The sequence below is a fragment of the Pseudolactococcus plantarum genome (assembly GCF_002441715.1).
In the GTDB taxonomy this organism is placed as follows: domain Bacteria; phylum Bacillota; class Bacilli; order Lactobacillales; family Streptococcaceae; genus Pseudolactococcus; species Pseudolactococcus plantarum.
This window is the reverse complement of the sequence record NZ_JXJX01000004.1, coordinates 112,377-136,162: the sequence shown is the minus strand read 5'-3', so window position 1 is coordinate 136,162 and position 23,786 is coordinate 112,377. Positions and strand designations below refer to the sequence as shown.

Sequence of the window (23,786 nt, the reverse complement as noted above, 5' to 3'; positions counted from 1 at the left end):
CGTAATCATGCACACATGTGCGTAAACAAATATAATTAAAAAAGGAAGAAAAAAATGACAATTACATATCCACAAGCAGATATTGCGAACTATAACGGTACGATTGCAACGATTCACACAAATTTAGGAGACCTTAAAGTCAAATTATTTGATGACATAGCACCAAAAACAGTTGCTAACTTTATCGAATTAGCTGAAACTGGGTATTATAATGGTGTTATTTTCCACCGTATTATCCGTGATTTCATGATCCAGGGTGGTGATCCGACTGGTACAGGTATGGGTGGTGCTTCCATCTATGGTGAAAAGTTTGAAGATGAATTTTCTGATAAAGCGTTTAATATCAGAGGTGCGTTATCGATGGCAAACGCTGGACCAAATACAAATGGTAGCCAATTTTTCATCGTACAAAATGAAAACTTACCTTACGACAAATCTGCTCTTGTAAAAGGTGGATGGCCTGAGGAAATCGCTGAAATTTATACTGCTGGCGGCACACCACATCTTGATGGCCGTCATACTGTCTTTGGCCAATTACTTGATGGTGAAAGCTTTGAAACACTTGATCGGATTGCTAAAGCACCAACAGGTGCCCAAGATAAACCGCAAGACGACATTGAAATTCTCAGCATTGAATTAGAGAAAAAAATAGATGAAGCATAATCAAACTGTTAAAATTGGTGATATTCTAGCTGTTGAAGTGACCGGCTTACAAAAGTACGGTGCTTTTGTGAAGTTTGGTGAACACAGAGGGTTGATTCATATCTCTGAAATCAAATCTAGCTACGTAGCTGACATCCATGCACTTGTTGAGGTGGGTCAGGTTTGTGATGCCCAAGTCATCGACATAGATGAGTATAATGGTAAAGTGTCTTTGAGTTTTAGAACATTAGAAACGCATCCTAAAACACACCACATGCAACGCAGATTTCATTTTAATAATCCCACAAACAAGATTGGCTTTCGTCCCTTTAAAGAACAATTAGGTGAGTGGACTAAAGAACAATTGACTTATTTAAAAGAAGTAAAAGGGTTGCATAAGCATTAATTGATGCATGACCATCGAGGATAACTGTGTCATGGCGAGATGTGAAAAATTTATGTTTGACTTAACACCCGCAAGTCACGTCGTTTTTAGTGTGGAATAAAAGTAGTGTAATAGGATATGAATGTATGAATGAAAAGGTCTTAAAAATTATCCAAATTATTTTTAATATTATATCGATTGCTGGGATGATTGCCTGTGTGGTGGGGGGATATTTTCTTTATCGAATCGGTATTCTACAAGATCCTAAAGCACTTTCTGAGTTAGTACTAGCCCATAATTTATTAGGTCCGTTTATTTTTATTGGTTTACAAATCATACAAGTTGTCGTACCGATTATCCCTGGAGGGATTACCACTGCGGCAGGAGTGATGATTTTTGGCCCCTATAAAGGATTTATTTATAATTATGTCGGTATCGTCATTGGGTCAATCATTTTATTTCACCTGGGTCGCGTTTATGGCGGCGCACTGGTTAAAACATTTATCAAGGAAAAAAATTATAACAAATACATGTCTTGGGTAAATAAGGGGCAAAAAAAATTCGATTGGATTTTTTTTGGTATTATTTTACTGCCTATAGCCCCAGATGATGCTTTAGTTTTGGTCTCTAGTCAAACAAAGATGTCGTGGAAATTCTTTCTATTTACCATATTTTTGGGTAAACCACTACCGATATTTTTGTATTCTTACCTCTTAATTCATGGTGGTAGCGCATTGACCCACTTCTTAACATGAAAAAAGAATTCGTGCTATTTTCTAGCACGAATTCTTTTTTTTAGGTACCGATCATAACTGAGGAAAAGGACGATAGCAGATATAAAACAGATGATCCCTATCTTAAGACCTTGGGGGATAAAACTTAAGACAATCGTATGAGGGCCTTTGGAAACTGGAACAGTCATAAAACCTGTTTGTGCCTGTTTTATTTTAACTGCTTGCCCATCTACTTTAGCAGACCAGCCTTTATCATAAGGGATGGTAAAAAATAAATCACCTTTACTTTGTGCAGATACTGTTGCTTTTAAGCCGTTTTTAATGGCTGTTGCGGTCACTTTATTCGCTTTAAGTGTATGGATGGTTGCGGTGTAGGCACCAGTATCTAAGCCCCAAAACTCTGTTGTATCAAAGTTGACGTAGGTGTTGCTTGGAAAGCTAAGCTTGATATTTAAAACCGTTGGTTGTGTATAATAGCCTAAATTAATCAGTGAACCTGTATCATTTGTATTGATATAGCTAATACGATCATTAAGACTTAGTTTAACATATTCAGCATCTTGATTTTGATAGGTAGCATTAGCAAATTTAAGATAGCTTTGTTTGCCAGCTGGGGCAGTCACAGTATACTGAATATCAATTGCATCATTACCTTTTTTAGTTAGCGTGACGCGATTTTGACTGCCAGTAATGGTTGCGTTAGTTGTCTCGTGGTCTACATAGAATTGAGAGTAGAATGTCGTATATTGTCCAGAAAGTTGGTTCACAAATTGTGTTTGATTGGCAATGATGTGATCTGGTTTGAGTTTGACATCAGCATAGCCATTTTTGACAAATATAGCTGGAGGTAGCGCATAGGTATTTGAAGTTAATTTTGGAAAATCTTTATTTAATGGATTAAAGCCAAATTTACTAGGTTCAGAATCATTGATATTATAGCGAATGTTAAAAATTGAATCCATTAAAATAGTATTTAAGGGATAGCGTAAATTAAGATTTGTTCCAGTTGATTTAAAGCCTAAAAGATTAAGTGTTGAAGCAGACTTACGATTACGGACGGAAGAAAATTGACTTAAAGATTTGAAATTATACTTCATGCCATCATTGCCAGTATCAGGATTTGTTTGCTCTAGTCGATAAAAGTCAGTATCAGATGCGACAGCTTTGGCTATAGGCTGTATTTTTGACGTATTCTCATCATAATTTGCACGTGAGGCATAATGCCACTCATCAGAGATACCATTTAATTGATAATAGGTATTGATACCGAGTTCAGAAAAGACAAAGATAGTGATCAAAATAGAGAAATAACGCGGAAGTAGCCATTTTCTTTGATAGCTAATGAGTAACGTTAAATAGGCAATGCCAAATAATAGCGTGAGTGAGATATTTATAAATTTAACATAATGATAATGCTTACTCAGTACTGTGGCTGTGAAGCCTATGAGCAAAAGTATGGCTATACTGATAATCCAGCGAATACGAATTTCTTTAAGTCGTTTTAGCGTTTCAGCTGCCATGATGATGATTAACAAACTAAATACAAAACTATAGCGATGTAAAAACATATTTGGGGTATGCATCCCTTGCCAAAAAAGATCCAATGCTCTTAAGTAAAATGATGCAATAATAAACCCTAATAAGGTAAGGAAAGCAAGTTTAGTACGTAGTTTGATGGATGTTGTTGCAAAGAAAAGACAGGCTAGGATTAAGGTAAAAAGGCCAATATAAATCGTAGGTACAGCACCATACTGTGTTGTATCGTAACTGGCAACGAAATTTTTGGCAAATAAATCGAAATACCATGATTTTTCGGTAAAAAGAGAGGTTACTTTTGTAAAGGACTCACCATTAGCTCGCAAATCTAAATACATAGGTAAAACCATGAGCATACTCGCTAATCCTGATAATAAAGAAGTGATCGAAAAATCGACTAATTTTTTAAATGACCAGCCATCATAGGTTAAACGGACTAAAAAGTAGCCGAGTAAGAAGAGTGCTATCATAAAGCCAAAATAATAATTTTGAGTGAAAAGTATTGTTAATGAAACAAAATATAAGCGACACTTACGCTGGTCTATCATACGATGTAAGCCGCATATAATTAAAGGTAGCCAGATGAAAACATCAAGCCACATGATGATTTCAGATTGATTGACGATAAAGCTCATCAGCGTATAAGTTGTGGATAAGCTGACAATCAACCACTTGGAGAGGGAGTGATACATGAGTTTAAACGATATAAAAGCTGATAAACCAATGCAGCCAAATTTTAACAAAGTCAGTAAATAAAGCCCGTCAGGCATGGTTGCTGCATTAAAAAAATAAGTCAATGGCATCAAAAAACTGCCTAAATAATAGGAAGAAAAGCTTAGAAAATTAAGACCAAGCCCACTGGTAAAGGTATATAAAAATCCTGAACCAGTGTGCATGATAGTTGAAAATAAAGTATGAAAATTGACATACTGATGATAAGCATCACCAGCTAGAACTGTTTTTGTGCCACTCCAGGTAATCGTAAAAAAACTGAAGTTAAGGGCCATAATGATTAAAGGGAGAAAAAAACTGATAATAAGTGCAACTTTATTGTGTTTAATGAACGTTATCATAAGCATATTGTACCATCTTTTTATAAAATGGTACGAGCACAACAAGCAAATATAAGTTGATTATAGTTAAAAATAAACGGGGATAATTCATGTGACACGTATAAAAGCTAGTTGTAATCTTGTCATTTCTATCTATTTTTGATAAAATGACAGTATATGAGAAAAACAAAATCAAGTCAAGACCAAGCTACAAGTAAGGCCGCCATTTTAGGCCTTGTTTTAGCAATCATTCCAATCACAGCCCTTCCAGGACTGATTTTTAGTTTGACAGCGTTTGAGCATATCGATGCTCATGATTTAAAGGGCAAGCAATTGGCTAAAATTGGGACGATTATAGCTATTTTATGGATGGTTGTCTTTATCATTGCTGGGTTCTTCCTATTCAGATATTTTGGCTAATCTTTAGCCATTTTTTTTTGTTTAGTTTTTAGTGATCATGCGCATATGCTGTTAGACTTTGTCTAGATGATGAGTATGTATCACAAAATATAAACGTAATTACTTTTTAGATTGGCATATACCAATTTTTTTGTTATAATAAAATAAAGCGGTTACATTTTGTTAAACTGATATAAAATTTGTGTTAAAAGTAATTGCTAGATACTAATTAATCATAAGCTAAAGTGGCGATTTACGCCAGATGGGAGTTATCACATGGGAAAACTTGGTATTTCTATATATCCAGAACGTAGTACATATGCACAAGATAAGGCATATCTTGATTTAGCGCATCAATATGGCTTCAAACGTGTCTTTACAAGTCTACTTGAAATTAATGGCGATAAAGATGAGGTACTTACTGGATTTAAAAAACCAGTCGATTATGCGAATGCATTAGGCATGGAGGTTATGGTCGATATTAATCCAGGTCTGTTTGAGCAGCTTGGCGTTTCCTATGATGATTTATCATTCTTTAAAGACATGGGGGCATCAGGTGTACGTTTAGATCTTGGGTTTACCGGAGCTGAAGAGGCTAAGATGACTCGAAATCCTTATGGAATTAAGGTTGAAATTAATATGAGTCAAGGCACTGATTATGTAGATAACATTATGAGTTATTCTCCAAATCCAGATAACTTGTTAGGTAGCCATAATTTTTATCCAATGCGCTATTCTGGTTTAGCTTTAGACCATTTTATTTATTGTACAAAAAAATTCAATCGCTATAATTTGAATACAATGGCTTTTGTGAATTCACATGATGCAACATTTGGACCATGGCCCTATAGTAATGGTTTAGCAAGTTTAGAATTACATCGTGACTTATCTATTGAAACACAAGTAAAACATATGAAACTATTAGGTGGGATTAATGACATTACCATTGGTAACGCATACGCTAGTGAAGCCGAATTAAAGGCGATGAGTCAGGCCTTCTTTGCAGCTGAACCTGCGATTAAGATTGTACCTGCTAGTGATATTACAGATAATGAACGCATTGTCCTATTTGAGAGTGAGCATAGTTATCGTGGCGATAGAAGTGACTACATCTTACGCTCTACTATGACACGTGTCTGGCATAAAGATAAAGCATTCCCTGCTCATGATACCAAAGCCATCCACCGTGGCGATATCTTGATAGGAAATGAAGCATTTGGTCAGTATAAGGGTGAAACACAGATTGCGTTAAAAGATATGCCAAATGACGGTCAAATTAATGTCGTCGGTCATATTGCAGAATCTGAACTGTTCTTACTTGACTATATTAAACCATGGAGTGGCTTTACTTTTGAGCCAGTCGATAAGTAAGACTGTTAACAGCTAGTTAAAGTTAAAAAAATAAAATCCATAAGGGTTTTATTTTTTTTGATTACCGTGATAAGTTTTTATGAAGATGAGCAAAAGGGTACCATGCTAAAATAAGAACATGTCTATGAAGGAGATGTGAAAGAAATGAAAGCATATAAAAAAATAATCTTATCTGTTGTGGCACTTACAACTCTAGGTGTTTTACAAGCTTGTGGGACGTCTGCTAAAACTAGCTCAGACAAAAAAACGAGTGAAAAAGTAACAACAATCACAGTTGCAACGGATGCAGACACTAAACCGTTTACCTACTCAGAAAATGGTAAGGCAACTGGTTATGACGTTGAAGTCGCGCGAGCAGTATTTAAAGAATTACCGGAGTACAAACTCAACATTGAAATTACAGATTTTGACAGTGTGATTGCGGGCGTCGATTCAGGACGTTACCAACTTGCGGCAAATGATATTGGATGGAAGAAAGAGCGAGCAGAAAAATATTACTTCTCTTCACCACTTTCTAAATCAAATAATGCAGTAGCAGTAAAATCTGATGTTAAGGTAAATGGTTTTGAGGATTTAGCAGGAAAAAGCACGGAAGTCTTGCCTTCTGCAAACTTCACGACGACTTTAAAAGCGTATAATGATAAAAATCCAGATAAAGCAAGTAAGTTAAACTATGTTGACGGGAATTATCCGATAGCTAGTCGACTGGCAGATGTGGACTCAGGTAAAATTGATTTTATTTTATATGATGCTATCTCTCTAAAAACGATTATAAAAGATAAGGGACTGACATCACTGAAGGTTGAAAATATCAAAGCAGATACTGTAGATGAGCATGATGGCTTAGAGTATTTCATATTTACAAAAGATAAAGCTGGTAAAGAATTACAAGGAAAAGTTGATAAAGTATTGAAAAAATTACAAGCAAATGGTACACTCAAAGAACTATCAGAAAAATATTTTGGTGGAGATTTTGTACCATCAGCGACAAAAAACTAGAAAGTTTTATACGATATGAAAAAAACGACAAAAATTGCGTTAGCCATATTGGCAATCATTATTATAATGGTTGCCTTTGTCGGTTTCGGGATAAAAGGGACTTACACATTCACTGAATTTTGGTCGATGTTTTTTGACAAAATTTTTAATTGGACGGCTTTTGTTCAAGCTTTTAAACCCATTATTAGTCGCGTACCGACATCTTTTATCATTACTTTAGTTGCCATGATAATCGGTTTGATTTTAGGCTTGTTTCTCGCATTAATTCGGATAAATAATATCCCGATTTTAAATCAAATCAGGATGGTCTTTGTGAGTTTCATCCGAGGGACGCCGATATATGTGCAACTTTTGTTGACTTATACTGGTATTCCTTTAATCTTAAAAGCGACCAACTTGAACTATGGGACAACTTATAATATCAATGATATCTCGCCGATGCTGTTTGTGATTTTGACGTTTGCGTTTAATGAAGCAGCTTATAATTCAGAAACGATACGTGCAGCGATAGAATCTGTTGATACAGGTCAAATCGAAGCAGCAAAATCTTTAGGAATGACAAATTTTCAAGTGTTTTGGCGCGTGACCCTACCAGAAGCGGCGACAGTAGCTGTTGCACCACTGGGTAATTCTTTGATGGGCTTATTAAAAGGGACATCTCTTGCCTTTGTAGCAGGTGTGATCGAGATGACAGCAGAAGCTAAAATCTTTGGTGGCTCTAATTTCCGTATCTTTGAGAGTTATTTAGCAGTTGCACTGGTCTATTGGGCTATCAATTTTGTTTTTGAAAATCTGATAAGATTATTGGAGAGAAAATTACAGATTAAACCAAAGCAACAACATAAGAATCGCTTGTTTCAAAGTGGTAATCCTTTTGATCATGGCATGTCTACAGGAGGTAGTGTATGACAATCAACCTATCCAATCTGTCTAAAAAGTTTGGTGACTCAGTTGTATTAGATGATGTATCTCTTGAGGTTAATCCAGGAGATGTCATTGCCCTAATCGGTGCATCTGGTGCAGGCAAGTCAACATTTTTAAGATCTATTAATTATTTGGAAGCTCCTGATTCAGGTCGCATCCAAATTGATGACTTAGCTGTAGACTACGCCACGATTAGTAAAAAAGACATTTTAGCACTGCGTCGTAAAACAGCAATGGTTTTTCAGCAGTTTAATCTTTTTGAGCGTCGGACAGCACTTGAAAACGTCATGGAAGGGTTAATTCAAGTCAAAAAACTTGATAAAAAAGCTGCAGCCGAAATTGCAACTGTTGCGTTACAAAAGGTTGGGTTATCTGATCGTGTCGATTATTACCCTAAATTTTTATCAGGCGGTCAAAAACAACGTGTTGGTATTGCACGAGCACTTGCTATGAAACCGGCACTTTTGTTACTAGATGAACCGACATCAGCTCTCGATCCTGAGCTGGTGAGTGAAGTACAAGACTCAATCATCAATACGGCTAAATCAGGACAAACGATGATCATCGTCAGTCATGAGATGGATTTCGTCTATAATGTTGCCACAAAAGTTATCTTTCTTGATCAAGGCAAGATCATAGAGGCAGGAACACCAGAAGATTTGTTTTATGCGCCAAAACAAGCGAGAACCAAAGCCTTTTTAGCACGACATACAAAAAATCTGGAACTAGGGAGTTTTCTTTAATGCAAGTCATCTTAGCAATTTATCTTAAATCACTATTCATTTCTGCTGTTTTAGTTGGCATCATTAGTGGACTTTATATGTTGGGAACGATTTCTCGTAACTACGATAAGCCTAAAATAATACGTCAAAATAAATTGTTTGATGTGCTATTAATTGACATACTCACGATACCTGTCTTAAGTTTTGCTGTTTTATCTGTTATTGTAGTATTAAAGTCACGCTAAAGATATCAGTACTAGGTATGGTCTTGTTTATGTATGAATAGTTTAAAAAGCTAACGACGTCAGTAGAGATTAGCGATAAAATGCATTTTGCAAGAAGATAAACTTTATATCAGAAAAAAAAGATAGTTTCAGTTATAATGGAACTATTCTTTTATTTTGATTTTTTGAAGATTAATTAAATGTATACAAAAAGTGAGGAAAAGTTATGACTTTATATGACACAATTATCATCGGGGCGGGTCCTGGTGGCATGACTGCAGCGATGTATGCTGCACGTAGTGAACTCAAGGTGTTATTGCTTGAACGTGGTGCGCCAGGTGGTCAGATGAATAATACGGCTGAAATCGAGAATTATCCTGGATTTGACTCTATCATGGGACCAGATTTATCGATGAAGATGTATGAGCCGCTCGAAAAATTAGGTGTAGAAAATGCCTATGGGATTGTACAAAGTGTTACTGTAACAGCAGACGGTACAAAACAAGTTACGGTAGAAGATGGCGTCTACACTGCTAAAACCGTTATCATAGCAACAGGTGCCAACCATCGTCATCTTGGTGTACCTGGTGAGGATGAGTATGGCTCGCGTGGCGTATCTTACTGTGCTGTTTGTGATGGTGCATTTTTCCGTAATCAAGATATCTTAGTCGTTGGTGGTGGAGATTCAGCGGTTGAAGAAGCGTTGTTTTTAACTCGTTTTGGAAAAACAGTTACGGTGTTACATCGTCGTGATACGTTACGTGCACAAAAAATTATTCAAGAGCGCGCTTTTGAAAACGACAAGATTTCGTTTATCTGGGATTCAGCAGTTGAAGAGATTTTAGGTGATGATGTTAAAATCACTGGTGTTCGTATTAAAAACCTTAAAACTGGTGACGTGACAACAAAAGATTTTGGCGGTTTATTCATCTATGTTGGGCTTGATCCGATGACAGAAACAGTTGCCGATTTAGGCATTACTGATGAATCTGGCTGGATTATAACAGATGAAAATATGGCAACAAATGTGCCAGGTATTTTTGCGATAGGTGATGTCCGTCAAAAAGATTTGCGCCAAATTACAACTGCAGTTGGTGATGGCGCTATTGCTGGTCAAGGCGTTTACCAATATTTGGTAGATAATAGCTAAGAGTAGAGAGTTAACAAAAGCGCTTGGGGGCTTCATACTATAGCTAGCAAATCATAAGGTCAAGCTTGTGGCCTAAATAGAAAAGAACGTAGTCGTTCTTTTTTTGTTTTGTTAGTAAATTTTATATTTTTATGTTATAATTAAGTCACTATAGTTGCTTTTAATCAACCATTAATTGACAGCTAAATGATACTGTAGAAAGTCGGGAACATGACAAAAATTTTTTATGATATTTTAATCGCAGTTTTGCTCATATTATCAGCGATCTTGATTGTAGCCATCTTAATTCAACCTTCTAAACAAGATAGTGCAGCGAGTGCCTTCACTGGTGGTGGAGATGAATTGTTTGAACGTAGAAAAGCACGTGGATTTGAAGCAGTGATGCAACGTTTCACTGGTGTGATGATTGGCCTTTGGCTACTTGTGGGATTTGCACTTGTTGTATTATCAACCAGATAATATCGGATGCCGTCAGCTACTATGTTGACATATTAAAAATAGGGATATCAGCTGAGTTTAGGGGTCTCGATTGTAATATGTTTAGCATTATGAGCATATCCGGGACCCTTAAAAAAAGCTGGGATATTCTATCTCAGTTTTTTATGTTACAAGACAACACGATAACGACATAAAAAGTATCAACACCTAAATTATCAAAAAATAGAAAGCATACATGAATTTAAATAAAAAAGTAATGAGTTATTTGGCAGAAATGCCTTCAAAATCAATTTCACCAAAAATGTTGGCAACGAATTTAGGATTGGCTGATGATGCAACTACTTATAAAGAGTTGTTAAAGACAATTGCACATTTAGAAGCAACAAAAGCTATAGAGGTAACAACTGGCGGTAATATCATGTTGCCACAACCAGAAGCAGCAGTCTTAAGTGGGACATTTTCAGCTAACCCTCGTGGGTTTGGATTTGTCAGAATTGGTGATAATGAACCAGATGTTTTTGTGAAACGTGGTAATACAAAATTTGCCATGAACGAAGATATTGTAGATGTAAAAATTACCTCACCTGCAAATCCACTTAAAGGAAATGAAGCAGAAGGTAAAGTTGTTGCGATCAAAACACGTGCGATAACTAACTTAGTCGGTGAATTTTACGAGTTTACTGAAGAAGAGAAACAAGAGAGTGGCTCTCTTTTAGGCTATGTTGTAAATAAAAATAAGAAAATTCCATTTCGAACAAACATCTCTAAAAAAGGCTTACATCCTGAGGTAGGCGACATTGTCCGTGTAGATATCACACATTATCCTGATCGTGATTTTCCAGATATTTTACAAGGTATCGTCGTTGAAATCATCGGGAAATCGACTGATACTGGTATCGATGTATTAGAGGTTCTTGAATCGATGGGGATCCCATCTGAATTTCCTGAGGATGTGATTGCTGAAGCAAACGCTGTACCAGAAGAAATTTTAGAATCAGATATTGTTGATCGTGTGGATTATCGAGATGAGATTACCTTCACGATCGATGGTGCTGATGCCAAAGACTTGGATGACGCGGTACACGTGAAAGCTTTAGCTAATGGGAATATCGAACTGGGTGTACACATCGCAGATGTTAGCTATTATGTAACAGAAGGATCTGCACTTGACCGTGAAGCCTTAAATCGTGGAACGTCTACCTACGTTACCGATCGTGTTGTGCCTATGTTACCAGAACGATTATCAAACGGTATCTGCTCATTAAATCCACGCGTGAATCGGTTTACACAATCATGTGTAATGGAAATTAATGCAGCAGGTCAGGTCGTGAATTATAACATATCTCAGTCAGTCATTAAGACTACTGAACGTATGACCTACTCAGATGTCAACAAAATGTTAGCTGGTAAACCTGAGTTTTTAGAAAAATATGCTGCCATCACTGAATCAGTTGAACAGATGGCTAAATTGCATGACATCTTAGTTGCCATGCGTTCACGTCGTGGGGCGATCGATTTTGAAACACAAGAATCTAAAATCATCGTTGATAAACTAGGGAAACCAACAGATATCTTAGTTCGAAAACGTGGGATTGCAGAGATGATGATCGAATCATTTATGTTGATCGCCAACGAAACTGTGGCAAGAAGTTTTGCAACTCGTGAACTACCGTTCATCTATCGTGTGCATGAGCATCCAAAATCAGATAAGTTAACACGATTTATTGATTTTGCATCAGTGTTTGGTATTGCCTTACAAGGTACACCAGAAAAAATGGCATCTAAAGATTTACAAGAGTTTATGCTGAAGATAAAAGGTCAACCAGGTGAACTTGTGCTTGCGACGATGCTTTTACGCTCGATGCAACAAGCACGTTATGATGAGGACAACTTAGGTCACTTCGGATTAGCAGCAGAGTATTACACGCATTTCACTTCGCCAATTCGTCGTTATCCTGATTTACTCGTTCACCGCTTAATACGCGCTGAAAGTAAACCAACGAGTGAGGTTATCGATCATTTTGAGGAAATTATTCCTGAAATTGCACAACAAACATCATCAAGAGAACGTCGGGCTATAGATGCTGAACGTGCTGTTGAAGCGATGAAAAAAGCTGAATATATGGAAAGCTATGTTGGCACTGAATATGAGGTGACTATCTCTTCTATCACACGTTTCGGCTTCTTTGTCTCTTTACCTAACACGATTGAAGGATTAGTGCATATGTCTACTTTAGGCGATGATTTTTATAACTTCAATGAGCGTGATTTAACGCTAAAAGGTGAGCGTACAGGAAAAGTTTTCCGTATGGGACAAGTGATTAAAGTAAAATTAATCAAGTCGGATAAAATTACGGGAGATATCGATTTTGAACATGTTAACAGCGAGTTAGATGTTGTAGAGGCTGTTGAAAAAGGCAGACGTTCAGATCGGAATGGCCGTGATAGTAGAGATAAACGTCCTGATTGGAAAAAAAATAAAGATAAAAAACCATTTTATAAAAATGGAAAAAAATCAAATAGTAAGAAATCATAGACGTATTAAGCTTTATGTGTAAGCTGTAATCACAAACCTCTCTTACTATACTTTGTTAATGCGTCAGATTTATCGAGTAGGAGGAGTGTGTAAACATGGTAAAAAATAACAACAAAGATAATGTTGTGGCACAAAATAAAAAAGCACATTTTGATTATGAAATCATCGAAACCTTTGAAGCAGGCATCGTTTTGACAGGGACTGAGATTAAGTCAATCAGACGGGCAAGAATTAATATTCGTGATGGATTTGCACGCGTGAGAAATGGAGAGGTATGGCTAAGCAATGTCCATATTTCACCATTTGATGAGGGCAATATTTGGAATGTTGATCCGACACGTAGTCGAAAATTATTGTTACATAAGAAACAGATCAATAAAATTGCCGCTGAAATTTCACAATCTGGCATGAGTTTTGTGCCATTGCGTGTTTATATTAAAGATGGATTTGCAAAAGTGTTGATGGGACTTGCTAAAGGTAAGAAAAATTATGACAAGCGAGAAACAATCAAACGTAAAGAACAAAATCGTGATATTGCAAAGCAACTCAAAGCGTTTAATCGTTAAATAAAACAAAACCAAGACATACCCTGATAGTCATTCAGTTTACTATCAGGGTATTTTTGTGTTGTCTAATCCGATCAGGTTCATGGGCAATCAATCTATAAGATAAGGCGATGATGTAAAACACTATTTGCATTTAAGGTAAAATCAGTTATACTTAAATAGTGACATCATTATGAAAATTTTATTAAGGAGATAAATGTTTGCTTTAAAGTATCAACGCAAAATCCCAATTGGGTTATGGGTTATTTTCTTTTTATTCATCATCGCCATGTCAGTGGTCATCTCTGTCAGTAACGGACAAGCTAATATTTCATTTTTTGATGTGATTCAAATTTTGATACACAAAATTAGCCATGGTATGTTCGGTGATATCAAAGGATTACCAATGTCCTCTGTCAATATCATTTGGTTTATCAGAATGCCTAGAATTTTACTCGCAATCTTTGTCGGTCTAGGCTTGGCATTATGTGGCACGGTGATGCAGGCAGTGGTGCAAAATCCACTTGCAGATCCTTATATTCTGGGTGTATCGTCAGGCTCTTCCTTAGGGGCAACTTTTGCCATATTAGTTGGTTTTGGATCCAGTTCAATAGTATCTCAATTTGGCCTTGGGATAGGTGCTTTTATGGGTGCCATGATTGCGACGATAGCTGTTCTTACCTTATCAAGTATTGGTGGGCGTATGACTAGTGTTAAACTTGTGTTATCAGGGTCTGTTGTCAGCAGCTTCCTGATTGCTATATCTAATCTAGTTGTCTATCTAGCAGCGAATTCAGAGGGCATTAAAAATGTGCAGTTTTGGCTGATGGGGAGTTTAGCATCAGCTAGCTGGTCAAAATTAGCCTTAGTGATTTTACCTGTTTTAGTCGTTTTTGTTTTTTTCTTAACACAATCACGCGTCCTAAATGTCATGTTGTTAGGCGATGAAGCAGCGATTACTTTAGGCATTTCACTAGGCAGATATAGACAATTATATATGGCCTTGACAGCTTTAGTTACAGGTCTTCTCGTTGCTAACTCAGGTATGATTGGGTTTGTAGGCTTAATTATTCCGCATATCGTACGTGGGTTATTTGGTAGTGATCATAAAGTGATATTACCGTTAACAGCAGTATGTGGTGCCTTGTTTATGGTTTGGGCAGATCTAGTCTCTAGAGTTTTGATAAGAGATGTTGAACTCCCGATTGGTATTATTACCGCAATGATTGGTGCACCTTTATTCATCTATATAATTGTGAAGAAAGGCTATAGCTTTGGGAGTTAACTATGGAATTAACAGTTGAACATATTACAATAGAAGTCGCGCGTAAGCCAATTGTTAAAGACTTAACCTTACACGTACCTGACAAGCAAACTGTTGGTTTGATTGGTGCAAATGGGTCTGGGAAATCAACTTTGTTAAAAAGTATTTATAAAAGTATTTCACCGATAAAAGGCACGATTTTTTTAGATGATCTTGATGTTGTCAAAGCCTCAAATAGACGTGTTGCCAAACAGCTAGGTGTCGTTGGACAGTTTAATGAGTTAAACTTTGATTTAACTGTCGAACAAGTGGTGTTATTGGGTAGAACACCCCATAAAAAACTGATGGAATCTGATAATCTGTATGATTATCAACGTGTACAAGAAGCACTACTTCGTACTAATTTAATGAACTATAGACATAGAAGCTTTTTGTCCTTATCAGGAGGTGAAAAGCAACGTGTGATTTTAGCCAGAACGATTGCACAAGAACCACAAATCATGATTCTAGATGAACCAACTAATCATCTAGATATTCGCTATCAACTAGAGATTTTGACGGCGGTCAAGCAGTTAAATATTACAACGTTTGTTGCGCTACATGATTTGGAGTTGACAGCATCTTATTGTGATTATATCTATGCGTTAAAAGATGGTGAGTTAGTGGCGCAGGGAACACCTGAGGAGGTACTAACAGAGTCACTGATTAATGAGATCTTCCAAGTCAACTGTCAAATTTATGAAAATCCGATTACTAAAAAGTTAGGATTTCACTATTCGATTTAATTACAATAAAACTATTTCAAAAAGCGTATCGTTACGTGACAAATGGTATTAATAAGGAGAAAACATGAAAAAGAAAAAAATAATCGCTACAGTCCTTTTAAGTGTATCTGTTTTTGCATTAGCAGCTTGTGGTAATCATCAAGCAAGCAAAACTAAAGAGACAAGTAGTCAATCAGCAAAAACGGTTTATCCACTGAAAATTAAAAATTATAAAAAAGTGGCAGCAAGTGGCGCAACAGGTGATCCAACATGGCCAGAAAGCACACAAACGTTTACCCATGCACCTAAAAAAGTAGTCGTAAATACCAGACCTATGGCAGAATTATTGCTACATCTAGGACTAGAGAAGTCAATTGCTGGTGTCGGGGCGACATTTGGAGATAAAGATACAAGCGTTGAAAAAGAATTTAATCACCTGAAAAATTTAGGTGATAAATATATCACACAAGAAACTGCGCTATCAGTGAATCCTGATTTTGTATTTGGTCGAGGTGGCTTATTTGAAAAATCAGAATGGGGCGTGGGAACAGTCGATTCATTAAACGAGATGCAAATCCCAACCTATATCATGAAATCGTCTACTACAGGTGGTACTTTTGATTCTATTTATGGAGATATCGATAATCTTGGTAAAATTTTTAACGTCAAACAAGCGGCAGATGCCTTTAAAACAAAGATAAAAACGCAAGAAACAGCCTTAAAAGACCGATTAAAATCTGTTGATAAACCTCAAACATTTGCCTATCTTATCTCAAATGATCCCAATGACCTCACAGGATACTCAATAACAGGAGAGACATTTGCTGTGAGCTTGTTTAATATGCTTAAACTGAAACAGGCCTACGATGTGCCAACAGGAGCAGTGAGTATTGAAAAAATTATCGAATCTAATCCAGATATGATCATTATTTCTAAGTGGGATAATACAGACAATGCTGAAAAAATGGTTAAAGCACTCTATAAGAGTGATAAAGTATCAAATCTAAAAGCCATTAAAAATAAGAAAGTTTATATCTTAAATTATAATGATCTGTTTGGTTACAGTTATCAATCTTTAGCAGGTATGGATGCATTTGCCAAACAAGTTTACCCTGATCTTAAAGATAAATAATAAATTTGATAGATAGTGCGTGTAGAAGAGGATTAGCGATGCGTGATGAAAAGTATGATGTTGTAATAGTAGGCGGCGGTCCTTCTGGTTTATATAGTAGTTTCTCTTGTGGGGTACGAAAGTTAAAAATAAAGTTACTTGAAGCAAGAGCAACACTTGGTGGTCGGATACCCTTGTATCAAGAGCAATTAATTTGGGATGTAGCAGGGTCTCAAGGCAAACTAGGGAGTGAGATAGCAAATAATCTCGTGGCCGGTGCGAAACACTTTCCTGCAGATATTACACTTAATCAGAGCGTTACAAAAATTAGTAAAACAAGTTCAGAGTTTGTGCTCACAACGCAAGATGATACGATATATCTAGCAAAAACAGTAATTTTAGCCGCATCTTCTGGTATCATTCATCCTAGAAAGCTCAAACTTAAGGAAAATGATGGCTTTGATAATTTGCACTATATTGCAACTGAACTCATTAAGTTTGACGCGTATGTCAACAAAACAGTACTAATTTATGGTAATCCTGAAAGTCTTACTGAATATGCCATATTGTTACAAAAAATAGCAAAAACGGTTATTTTAGTGACCAAAAAAGCACATTTTAGTGATGTTTCCGTCTTTTTAGATAATGTGATTATCTATACGAATACTGATATTGATGCGTTTAAAAGTACAGAATCTGTGATATCAGAGGTTGCCTTATCAAATGGTTCAAGACTTGAAGTTTCTGAAATTTTGGTACATCTTGGCACCAAATATGAATCTAAAGCTATCACGTTTGAAAATTTTGATGTCACAATGTTAGATCAAAATGGCCATAGCTTCATCCAAAATAATCCAGATACCTCAACCAATATAGCAGGCTTGTTTGTAGTAGGAAGTTTAGGTGCGTATGAAGGCAAACACTATAATTTAGCGGCGTGTTTGTCAGAAGCAACAAAAGCAGCTACTCAGGTTGCAGTATATCTCGATGATACAGTTGTAGAGCAGTTAAGCGTATCAACGCATAATGAGGTGTTTAAAGCTAAAAGCCAAGCAATAAAAGCCAACTATTTCAACTAAAACACGCTAATAAAAGCGTGTTTTTTGTTTGTTTTTACCTTTTTTTTACAAAAACAAAAGGTAATTTTTACATGTGTTTAGTCAATTCAGCGGTATAATTATTTTGTAAGGTAATTGTGCCTACAAAATAAATAATACTTGAAAACTACAGGACTAATCAGCTAAGTATCCAAAATCATTCAAAAAGATACATTAGGACATAGTGAGTAAGGTACAGTATAAGGAAAACTTTATGAAAAAAACACTTTTGTTATCAGTAGCAGCCGCTTCAATTTTCGCACTTGCAGCTTGTGGACAAAAATCAGGGGATGCCGCTAAAGATTCATCATCAGCTAAAACAGAAAAAATTACTGTTGCAGGATCAACTGCGCTACAACCTTTAGTTGAAGCAAATGTTGAAGGATTTACACAAGACAACACTAACTTACAAATTACTGTTCAAGGTGGTGGATCTGGTCTTGGGTTATCACAAGTTTCAACTGGCGCAATTCAAATCGGTAATTCAGATTTATTTGCTGAAGAAAAAAGTAAAGACATCGCACCTAAAGTCAAAGATCATAAAGTTGCAGTTGTTGGGTTTGCACCAATTGTAAATAAAGAAACTAAAGTTGATGGCTTAACAAAAGCACAGCTTAAAGATATCTTCTCTGGTAAAATTACTAACTGGAAAGAAGTTGGCGGTCAAGATCAAAAAATCACAGTTATCAACCGTGCAGAAGGTTCTGGTACACGTTTTAACTTTGAAAAATATGGTTTAGACAATACACAAGTAGTTAAAGCAAGTGAACAAGATTCATCTGGTGCAGTTGTTCAAATGGTTTCACAAACACCAGGCGCAATCAGCTACGTAGCATTTTCAAATATCAAAGATACAATCAAAGCACTTGAGATCGACGATGTAAAACCAACAGAAGCAAATGTTGCTAAAAATGAGTGGAAAATCTGGTCTTATGAGCATATGTATACACAAAAAGACAATACAACTGAAGGTCAAGAAAAATTCATCAAAGCAGTTACAAGTAATAAAACACTCCTTGAAAAATTAGGATACCTTGCAATTGATGACATGAAAGTAACACGTGACCAAGACGGTAACGTTAAATAATATTAAAAAAAATGTTACTCAGTATTAATCAACTTAGCCTTTGCTGAGTTTGATCTTAACTATAAAAAGATACCTCTGTTTGTTTCATATATCGAATGTGAGGTATCTTTTTTAATCAAAAAATAAATAACATCCTCACCAGTCTCTCGATCCCCAAAATTTTTACATAAAATTTACATTTAACAGATACTTAAATGTTAAAATAGGAGTAATGAATGATTTTGGAGGAATTATGAGAAGAAAGTTATTTCTTTTTGCATCACTCTTGGCTGTCATGGTAACTGTATCAGGTTGTGCCAAGTGGATCAACAAAGGTGAATCAATAACGGCTGTAGGTTCTAGTGCCTTACAGCCTTTAGTGGAGTCTGCGGCGGAAACATTTGCACAAAAACACCCCGGTAAGTTTATTAATGTGCAGGGTGGCGGATCAGGAACCGGATTATCTCAAGTACAATCTGGTGCAGTTCAAATCGGTAATTCTGATTTGTTTGCTGAAGAAAAAGACGGGATTGATCCGAAAAAATTAGTTGACCATAAAGTTGCCGTCGTGGGGATTACGCCAATCGTCAACAAGTCAGTTGGGATAGACGCTTTAACGTCAGAGCAATTACGTCAGATTTTCACAGGTGAGATTAGTAACTGGCAAGCAGTTGGCGGTAAAGATCAAAAAATTGTTTTGATCAATCGTGCGACTGGTTCAGGAACAAGATCAACCTTTGAACGTTGGATTATGAATGGTAAACAATCCAAAAATTCTCAGGAACAAGATTCCTCTGGTATGGTTAAATCGATTGTTGCACAAACACCGGGTGCAATCAGTTATCTAGCATTTTCAAATGTTGATAATTCTGTAACTAAAGTTAAACTCAATGGTTACGCACCGACAGTAGCAAATGTCGCAACAAACAAATGGCCAATCTGGGCATATGAACATATGTATACCAAAGGGCAACCCTCTAGTTTGACGAAAGCGTTCATAGAAGATATCTTATCTGATGATGTTCAAAAAACGTTAGTTAAAAAAATGGGTTATATATCGATTTCTGAGATGAAAATTGACCGTGATGCACATGGTCAAGTCACTAAAAAGTAGAGCTTAGTTTTAATTGTCATGATGATAAGTGTGTATCATAGAAGCATCAGTTATGAATATACTCAAAATCATGATAGGTTAAAACATTATAAATAGAAATTAAAACCACATGGAAAAACAAAATATTCAAGAAAAGTTACTTTCTAAATCAAAAAACTCTCAACTAGAAAAATTTGGCAAAACAATTACCTTTCTTTGTATCGCATTAATTGTCTTTGTTGTTGCCATGATTTTCTTCTTTGTCGCACAAAAAGGGTTATCAACCTTCTTTGTTAATAAAATTAATCCATTTAAATTCTTATTTGGGACAACATGGAACCCGTCACAACTCGGTCCTGATGGCAAACCTTTAGTGGGTGCGCTACCTATGATCGCAGGGTCTTTAATCGTGACACTTTTGTCTGCTATTTTAGCAACACCATTTGCAATTGGTGCAGCAGTATTTATGACTGAAATCTCACCAAATCGTGGTGCAAAAATATTACAACCAGTTATTGAACTCTTAGTTGGTATTCCGTCAGTTGTTTACGGATTTATCGGGTTAACTGTTGTTGTACCTTTTATTCGCGGTATCTTCGGCGGGACTGGTTTTGGTCTTTTATCAGGTGTGTTTGTTTTATTTGTCATGATTTTACCAACAGTAACATCGATGAGTGTTGATGCATTAAAGGCTGTGCCGAACTTCTATAAAGAAGCATCACTTGGTCTTGGTGCCACAAGATGGCAAACGATTTCTCGTGTTTTACTGAGAGCAGCAACACCAGGGATTTTAACTGCGGTTGTCTTTGGTATGGCACGTGCATTTGGTGAAGCACTCGCGATACAGATGGTTGTCGGTAATGCAGCCATCTTACCAAAAGGGTTGACATCGCCTGCTTCAACTTTGACGTCTGTTTTGACACAAGGTATTGGCAATACAATCATGGGAACAGTTCAAAATAATGTGTTATGGTCATTAGCCCTTATTCTATTATTTATGTCTTTACTATTTAATATCGGTATGCGCGCAATTGCGAAGAGAGGAAAATTATCATGAATCCAAAGAAAGTTGATAAAATTGCAACAAACGTCCTCTACGGCATTTCTGGCATTATCGTTATCATTTTAGCTTCTTTACTACTTTACATTTTACTTAGAGGGTTACCAAACATTTCTTGGCATTTCCTAACTAGCCCTGCAAAAGCATATGAAGTGGGTGGTGGGATAGGTATTCAACTGTTTAATAGTATTTTCCTATTAATCGTAACGATGGTTATCTCTTTTCCACTTTCGCTTGGTGCAGGTATCTACTTATCTGAGTATGCCAATCAAAATTCATGGTTAACTAATCTGGTTAGAACATCTATTGAAATATTGAGTTCACTCCCTTCAGTTGTTGTTGTTTTGTTTGGATTTCTAATTTTTGTTGTACAATTTGGCTACGGATTTTCAATTATCTCAGGTGCTTTAGCCTTAACAGTGTTTAACTTACCGTTAATGACGCGTAATGTTGAGGAATCTTTAAGAGCTGTACATCACACACAACGTGAAGGTGGACTAGCACTTGGGTTATCACGCTGGGAAACTGTTTTACACGTTATCGTCCCAGAAGCATTACCTGGTATCATCACAGGTGTGGTATTATCATCAGGTCGTATCTTTGGTGAAGCTGCCGCACTTATCTATACAGCCGGACAATCAGCACCAGCTCTTAACTGGTCAAACTGGAATCCGATGTCTGTCAGCTCACCCATCTCTATTTTCCGTCAGGCCGAAACATTGGCTGTGCATATCTGGAAAGTAAATGGAGAAGGAACAGTACCAGATGGTGCAGCAGTCTCAGCGGGTGCTAGTGCCGTACTCATTATTTTTGTTCTCTTATTTAATTTTGGTGCTCGCTTTATTGGTAAAAAAATTCATAGTAAGTTGACAGCGTCGTAAGTCCTCTTTGGCAGATTAGGTGTTATCTCTTGATAAAATAAACGATAGTCATCAGATAACGACTAACTTGTAAGTAGTTTAAAGATAGACTTAAAACAGAAAGGAACTGAGTTATACTATGGCAACTTATGATTGGACACAACGTCACATTATTGGCCTTGAAGATAAAGAAATTGCGCTTGAAACAAAAGATTTGCATGTCTATTATGGGACAAATGAATCAATCAAGGGGATTGATATGAAATTTGAAAAGAATAAGATTACTGCTTTGATTGGCCCATCAGGATCTGGTAAATCAACATATTTACGTAGTCTTAACCGAATGAATGATACCATTCCTATCGCTAAAGTGACGGGAGAAATCAGCTACCAAGGTGTTGATGTTAATAAACAAAATGTTAATGTTTATGAGATGCGTAAGCATATCGGCATGGTGTTTCAAAGACCTAACCCATTTTCAAAATCGATTTATCGTAATATTACTTTTGCACTAGAGCGTCAAGGTGTTAAAGATAAGAAAACGTTAGATGAGGTTGTAGAAACAGCGCTACGACAAGCAGCATTATGGGACCAAGTCAAAGATGACTTAAACAAATCTGCTTTAGCATTATCAGGTGGTCAGCAACAACGGTTATGTATCGCTAGAGCGATTGCTGTGAAACCAGATATTTTATTGATGGATGAGCCTGCATCAGCACTTGATCCAATCTCAACAATGCAATTAGAAGAAACGATGATGGAATTGAAAAAAAATTATACCATCATTATCGTCACACACAATATGCAACAAGCAGCTCGTGCTAGTGATTATACTGGTTTCTTTTATTCAGGTGATTTGATAGAGTACGATAAAACTAAAAAAATCTTTACACTACCAGAATTGCAATCTACCGGGGATTATGTCTCAGGTCACTTTGGTTAATATAAAGAGATAACTGCCAACTCCTGTAAAGCAACATGACAGATTTCTGGTTTGACAGTTAGCGAATTGGCGTTAAAAAATTAAGGAAATAATATGACAGAACCTATTTTACAAGTTAAAGATTTGTCACTATTTTATGGCAAGAAACAGTCTTTATTCGATATTAATATGGATTTTTATCCAGGTGAGATTACAGCTTTGATTGGACCATCAGGATCAGGTAAATCAACTTTGGTACGCTCTATTAACCGAATGAATGACTTAGTCTCATCAGCCAAGGTAACAGGGGAAATTTTTTACAAAGGACAAGATATCTATAGCTCAAAAACAGATATGGTTGAGCTTCGTAAAGAAATCGGTATGGTATTTCAACAGCCTAATCCTTTCCCATTTTCTATTTATGAGAATGTTGTTTACGGCTTACGCTTAAAAAGTGTTAGAGATAAGGCGATTTTAGATGAAGCTGTTGAGGAGTCTTTAAAAGCCGCGAATATCTGGGATGAGGTAAAAGATAAGCTACATAGTTCTGCACTTGGTTTATCAGGTGGTCAGCAACAACGTGTTTGTATCGCTCGTGTGTTAGCTGTTAATCCAAAAATTTTGTTACTAGATGAACCTACCTCAGCATTAGATCCAATCTCTTCAGGGAAGATCGAAGCGATGTTACTAGACTTAAAGGAAAAATATACGATATTAATTGTGACGCATTCTATGCAACAAGCCAGTCGTATTTCTGATCGAACAGCTTTCTTTTTAAATGGAGAACTTATCGAGTATGATAAAACTAAGAAAATCTTCTTAGATCCAAAAGAGCAATCAACGTCTGATTATGTGACAGGCAAGTTCGGTTAAGTCACGATAAATAGCTATC

At 36.4% G+C, this 23,786-nt stretch carries 24 protein-coding genes; 23 read left to right on the top strand and 1 reads right to left on the bottom strand.

Annotated elements, in window-relative coordinates; all coding sequences use genetic code 11:
* The first annotated feature begins 60 nt into the window (after positions 1-60).
* From RU87_RS09785 to RU87_RS03490, 3 genes are all read left to right on the top strand, one after another.
* Positions 61-663, top strand: a complete 603-nt coding sequence (locus RU87_RS09785; protein ID WP_068161081.1) for a peptidylprolyl isomerase — start codon at positions 61-63, stop codon at positions 661-663.
* Positions 653-1,048 (top strand): CvfD/Ygs/GSP13 family RNA-binding post-transcriptional regulator, encoded by a 396-nt coding sequence (locus tag RU87_RS03495; RefSeq protein WP_068160950.1) that lies wholly within the window; start codon positions 653-655, stop codon positions 1,046-1,048. The genes RU87_RS09785 and RU87_RS03495 overlap by 11 nt, the downstream gene beginning before the upstream one ends.
* A gap of 125 nt (positions 1,049-1,173) precedes the next feature.
* Positions 1,174-1,782 (top strand): TVP38/TMEM64 family protein, encoded by a 609-nt coding sequence (locus RU87_RS03490; protein WP_068160945.1) that lies wholly within the window; start codon positions 1,174-1,176, stop codon positions 1,780-1,782.
* A gap of 14 nt (positions 1,783-1,796) precedes the next feature.
* Here RU87_RS03490 and RU87_RS03485 read toward each other — a convergent pair whose 3' ends face one another.
* Complete coding sequence (locus tag RU87_RS03485) at positions 1,797-4,370, bottom strand: YfhO family protein (RefSeq protein WP_068161077.1); 2,574 nt, start codon at positions 4,368-4,370, stop codon at positions 1,797-1,799.
* Positions 4,371-4,526: 156 nt separating this feature from the next.
* On the opposite strand from RU87_RS03485, the gene RU87_RS03480 reads away from it, so the two are divergent.
* From RU87_RS03480 to pstB (RU87_RS03385), 20 genes are all read left to right on the top strand, one after another.
* The gene (locus RU87_RS03480) at positions 4,527-4,769 is read left to right on the top strand and encodes a DUF4190 domain-containing protein (RefSeq protein ID WP_068160941.1); all 243 of its coding nucleotides are present in this window, start codon (positions 4,527-4,529) and stop codon (positions 4,767-4,769) included.
* 255 nt (positions 4,770-5,024) lie between these two features.
* Positions 5,025-6,119 carry a DUF871 domain-containing protein gene (locus tag RU87_RS03475; protein WP_068160938.1) on the top strand — a complete coding sequence of 365 codons (1,095 nt, stop codon included), beginning with the start codon at positions 5,025-5,027 and terminating at the stop codon, positions 6,117-6,119.
* Positions 6,120-6,263: 144 nt separating this feature from the next.
* The gene (locus RU87_RS03470; RefSeq protein ID WP_068160935.1) at positions 6,264-7,118 is read left to right on the top strand and encodes a transporter substrate-binding domain-containing protein; all 855 of its coding nucleotides are present in this window, start codon (positions 6,264-6,266) and stop codon (positions 7,116-7,118) included.
* A 15-nt stretch (positions 7,119-7,133) separates the two neighbouring features.
* Entirely contained in the window at positions 7,134-8,027 is an 894-nt protein-coding gene (locus RU87_RS03465) for an amino acid ABC transporter permease (RefSeq protein WP_068160931.1), read from the top strand.
* Positions 8,024-8,785, top strand: coding sequence for an amino acid ABC transporter ATP-binding protein (locus tag RU87_RS03460; protein WP_068160929.1), 762 nt, complete (start codon positions 8,024-8,026; stop codon positions 8,783-8,785). The genes RU87_RS03465 and RU87_RS03460 overlap by 4 nt, the downstream gene beginning before the upstream one ends.
* Positions 8,785-9,009 (top strand): DUF4059 family protein, encoded by a 225-nt coding sequence (locus tag RU87_RS03455; RefSeq protein ID WP_068160928.1) that lies wholly within the window; start codon positions 8,785-8,787, stop codon positions 9,007-9,009. Before RU87_RS03460 ends, RU87_RS03455 begins: the two co-directional genes overlap by 1 nt.
* Positions 9,010-9,214: 205 nt before the next feature.
* Positions 9,215-10,138: a thioredoxin-disulfide reductase gene (gene trxB, locus RU87_RS03450; RefSeq protein ID WP_068160927.1), complete on the top strand. Its 924-nt coding sequence runs from the start codon at positions 9,215-9,217 to the stop codon at positions 10,136-10,138.
* 210 nt (positions 10,139-10,348) lie between these two features.
* Positions 10,349-10,597, top strand: coding sequence for a preprotein translocase subunit SecG (gene secG, locus RU87_RS03445; RefSeq protein WP_068160922.1), 249 nt, complete (start codon positions 10,349-10,351; stop codon positions 10,595-10,597).
* Between the two features lie 214 nt (positions 10,598-10,811).
* On the top strand, positions 10,812-13,112 hold the full coding sequence (rnr, locus tag RU87_RS03440; RefSeq protein WP_068160919.1) for a ribonuclease R: 2,301 nt from the start codon (positions 10,812-10,814) through the stop codon (positions 13,110-13,112).
* Positions 13,113-13,207: 95 nt separating this feature from the next.
* Positions 13,208-13,678: an SsrA-binding protein SmpB gene (smpB, locus tag RU87_RS03435; protein ID WP_068160916.1), complete on the top strand. Its 471-nt coding sequence runs from the start codon at positions 13,208-13,210 to the stop codon at positions 13,676-13,678.
* Positions 13,679-13,946: 268 nt separating this feature from the next.
* Positions 13,947-14,942 (top strand): FecCD family ABC transporter permease, encoded by a 996-nt coding sequence (locus RU87_RS03430; protein WP_425268481.1) that lies wholly within the window; start codon positions 13,947-13,949, stop codon positions 14,940-14,942.
* Positions 14,943-14,944: 2 nt separating this feature from the next.
* Positions 14,945-15,706, top strand: a complete 762-nt coding sequence (locus tag RU87_RS03425) for an ABC transporter ATP-binding protein (RefSeq protein ID WP_068160909.1) — start codon at positions 14,945-14,947, stop codon at positions 15,704-15,706.
* A gap of 64 nt (positions 15,707-15,770) precedes the next feature.
* A complete protein-coding gene (locus RU87_RS03420) occupies positions 15,771-16,817 on the top strand; it encodes an ABC transporter substrate-binding protein (RefSeq protein ID WP_068160905.1) in 1,047 nt (348 codons plus the stop codon).
* A 38-nt stretch (positions 16,818-16,855) separates the two neighbouring features.
* Positions 16,856-17,875 carry an NAD(P)/FAD-dependent oxidoreductase gene (locus RU87_RS03415; RefSeq protein ID WP_068160902.1) on the top strand — a complete coding sequence of 340 codons (1,020 nt, stop codon included), beginning with the start codon at positions 16,856-16,858 and terminating at the stop codon, positions 17,873-17,875.
* Between the two features lie 232 nt (positions 17,876-18,107).
* Complete coding sequence (locus RU87_RS03410) at positions 18,108-18,980, top strand: phosphate ABC transporter substrate-binding protein (protein WP_068160899.1); 873 nt, start codon at positions 18,108-18,110, stop codon at positions 18,978-18,980.
* Between the two features lie 232 nt (positions 18,981-19,212).
* Positions 19,213-20,073 (top strand): phosphate ABC transporter substrate-binding protein PstS, encoded by an 861-nt coding sequence (locus tag RU87_RS03405; protein WP_068161075.1) that lies wholly within the window; start codon positions 19,213-19,215, stop codon positions 20,071-20,073.
* A 109-nt stretch (positions 20,074-20,182) separates the two neighbouring features.
* On the top strand, positions 20,183-21,109 hold the full coding sequence (gene pstC / locus RU87_RS03400; RefSeq protein WP_068160896.1) for a phosphate ABC transporter permease subunit PstC: 927 nt from the start codon (positions 20,183-20,185) through the stop codon (positions 21,107-21,109).
* Positions 21,106-21,993, top strand: a complete 888-nt coding sequence (gene pstA / locus RU87_RS03395) for a phosphate ABC transporter permease PstA (RefSeq protein WP_068160892.1) — start codon at positions 21,106-21,108, stop codon at positions 21,991-21,993. The genes pstC and pstA overlap by 4 nt, the downstream gene beginning before the upstream one ends.
* Before the next feature lie 118 nt (positions 21,994-22,111).
* Positions 22,112-22,915: a phosphate ABC transporter ATP-binding protein PstB gene (gene pstB, locus RU87_RS03390; RefSeq protein WP_068160890.1), complete on the top strand. Its 804-nt coding sequence runs from the start codon at positions 22,112-22,114 to the stop codon at positions 22,913-22,915.
* A 93-nt stretch (positions 22,916-23,008) separates the two neighbouring features.
* Positions 23,009-23,767 carry a phosphate ABC transporter ATP-binding protein PstB gene (gene pstB / locus RU87_RS03385; protein WP_068160887.1) on the top strand — a complete coding sequence of 253 codons (759 nt, stop codon included), beginning with the start codon at positions 23,009-23,011 and terminating at the stop codon, positions 23,765-23,767.
* Positions 23,768-23,786: the final 19 nt, after the last annotated feature.

What these genes read in the sequence shown, in the direction of transcription:
- RU87_RS03495 (WP_068160950.1), top strand. Translation starts at nt 653, where the DNA reads ATGAAGCATAATCAAACTGTTAAAATTGGTGATATTCTAGCTGTTGAA.
- RU87_RS03490 (WP_068160945.1), top strand. Translation starts at nt 1,174, where the DNA reads ATGAATGAAAAGGTCTTAAAAATTATCCAAATTATTTTTAATATTATA.
- RU87_RS03485 (WP_068161077.1), bottom strand. Translation starts at nt 4,370, where the DNA reads ATGATAACGTTCATTAAACACAATAAAGTTGCACTTATTATCAGTTTT.
- RU87_RS03480 (WP_068160941.1), top strand. Translation starts at nt 4,527, where the DNA reads ATGAGAAAAACAAAATCAAGTCAAGACCAAGCTACAAGTAAGGCCGCC.
- RU87_RS03475 (WP_068160938.1), top strand. Translation starts at nt 5,025, where the DNA reads ATGGGAAAACTTGGTATTTCTATATATCCAGAACGTAGTACATATGCA.
- RU87_RS03470 (WP_068160935.1), top strand. Translation starts at nt 6,264, where the DNA reads ATGAAAGCATATAAAAAAATAATCTTATCTGTTGTGGCACTTACAACT.
- RU87_RS03465 (WP_068160931.1), top strand. Translation starts at nt 7,134, where the DNA reads ATGAAAAAAACGACAAAAATTGCGTTAGCCATATTGGCAATCATTATT.
- RU87_RS03460 (WP_068160929.1), top strand. Translation starts at nt 8,024, where the DNA reads ATGACAATCAACCTATCCAATCTGTCTAAAAAGTTTGGTGACTCAGTT.
- RU87_RS03455 (WP_068160928.1), top strand. Translation starts at nt 8,785, where the DNA reads ATGCAAGTCATCTTAGCAATTTATCTTAAATCACTATTCATTTCTGCT.
- trxB (WP_068160927.1), top strand. Translation starts at nt 9,215, where the DNA reads ATGACTTTATATGACACAATTATCATCGGGGCGGGTCCTGGTGGCATG.
- secG (WP_068160922.1), top strand. Translation starts at nt 10,349, where the DNA reads ATGACAAAAATTTTTTATGATATTTTAATCGCAGTTTTGCTCATATTA.
- rnr (WP_068160919.1), top strand. Translation starts at nt 10,812, where the DNA reads ATGAATTTAAATAAAAAAGTAATGAGTTATTTGGCAGAAATGCCTTCA.
- smpB (WP_068160916.1), top strand. Translation starts at nt 13,208, where the DNA reads ATGGTAAAAAATAACAACAAAGATAATGTTGTGGCACAAAATAAAAAA.
- RU87_RS03430 (WP_425268481.1), top strand. Translation starts at nt 13,947, where the DNA reads ATGTCAGTGGTCATCTCTGTCAGTAACGGACAAGCTAATATTTCATTT.
- RU87_RS03425 (WP_068160909.1), top strand. Translation starts at nt 14,945, where the DNA reads ATGGAATTAACAGTTGAACATATTACAATAGAAGTCGCGCGTAAGCCA.
- RU87_RS03420 (WP_068160905.1), top strand. Translation starts at nt 15,771, where the DNA reads ATGAAAAAGAAAAAAATAATCGCTACAGTCCTTTTAAGTGTATCTGTT.
- RU87_RS03415 (WP_068160902.1), top strand. Translation starts at nt 16,856, where the DNA reads ATGCGTGATGAAAAGTATGATGTTGTAATAGTAGGCGGCGGTCCTTCT.
- RU87_RS03410 (WP_068160899.1), top strand. Translation starts at nt 18,108, where the DNA reads ATGAAAAAAACACTTTTGTTATCAGTAGCAGCCGCTTCAATTTTCGCA.
- RU87_RS03405 (WP_068161075.1), top strand. Translation starts at nt 19,213, where the DNA reads ATGAGAAGAAAGTTATTTCTTTTTGCATCACTCTTGGCTGTCATGGTA.
- pstC (WP_068160896.1), top strand. Translation starts at nt 20,183, where the DNA reads ATGGAAAAACAAAATATTCAAGAAAAGTTACTTTCTAAATCAAAAAAC.
- pstA (WP_068160892.1), top strand. Translation starts at nt 21,106, where the DNA reads ATGAATCCAAAGAAAGTTGATAAAATTGCAACAAACGTCCTCTACGGC.
- pstB (WP_068160890.1), top strand. Translation starts at nt 22,112, where the DNA reads ATGGCAACTTATGATTGGACACAACGTCACATTATTGGCCTTGAAGAT.
- pstB (WP_068160887.1), top strand. Translation starts at nt 23,009, where the DNA reads ATGACAGAACCTATTTTACAAGTTAAAGATTTGTCACTATTTTATGGC.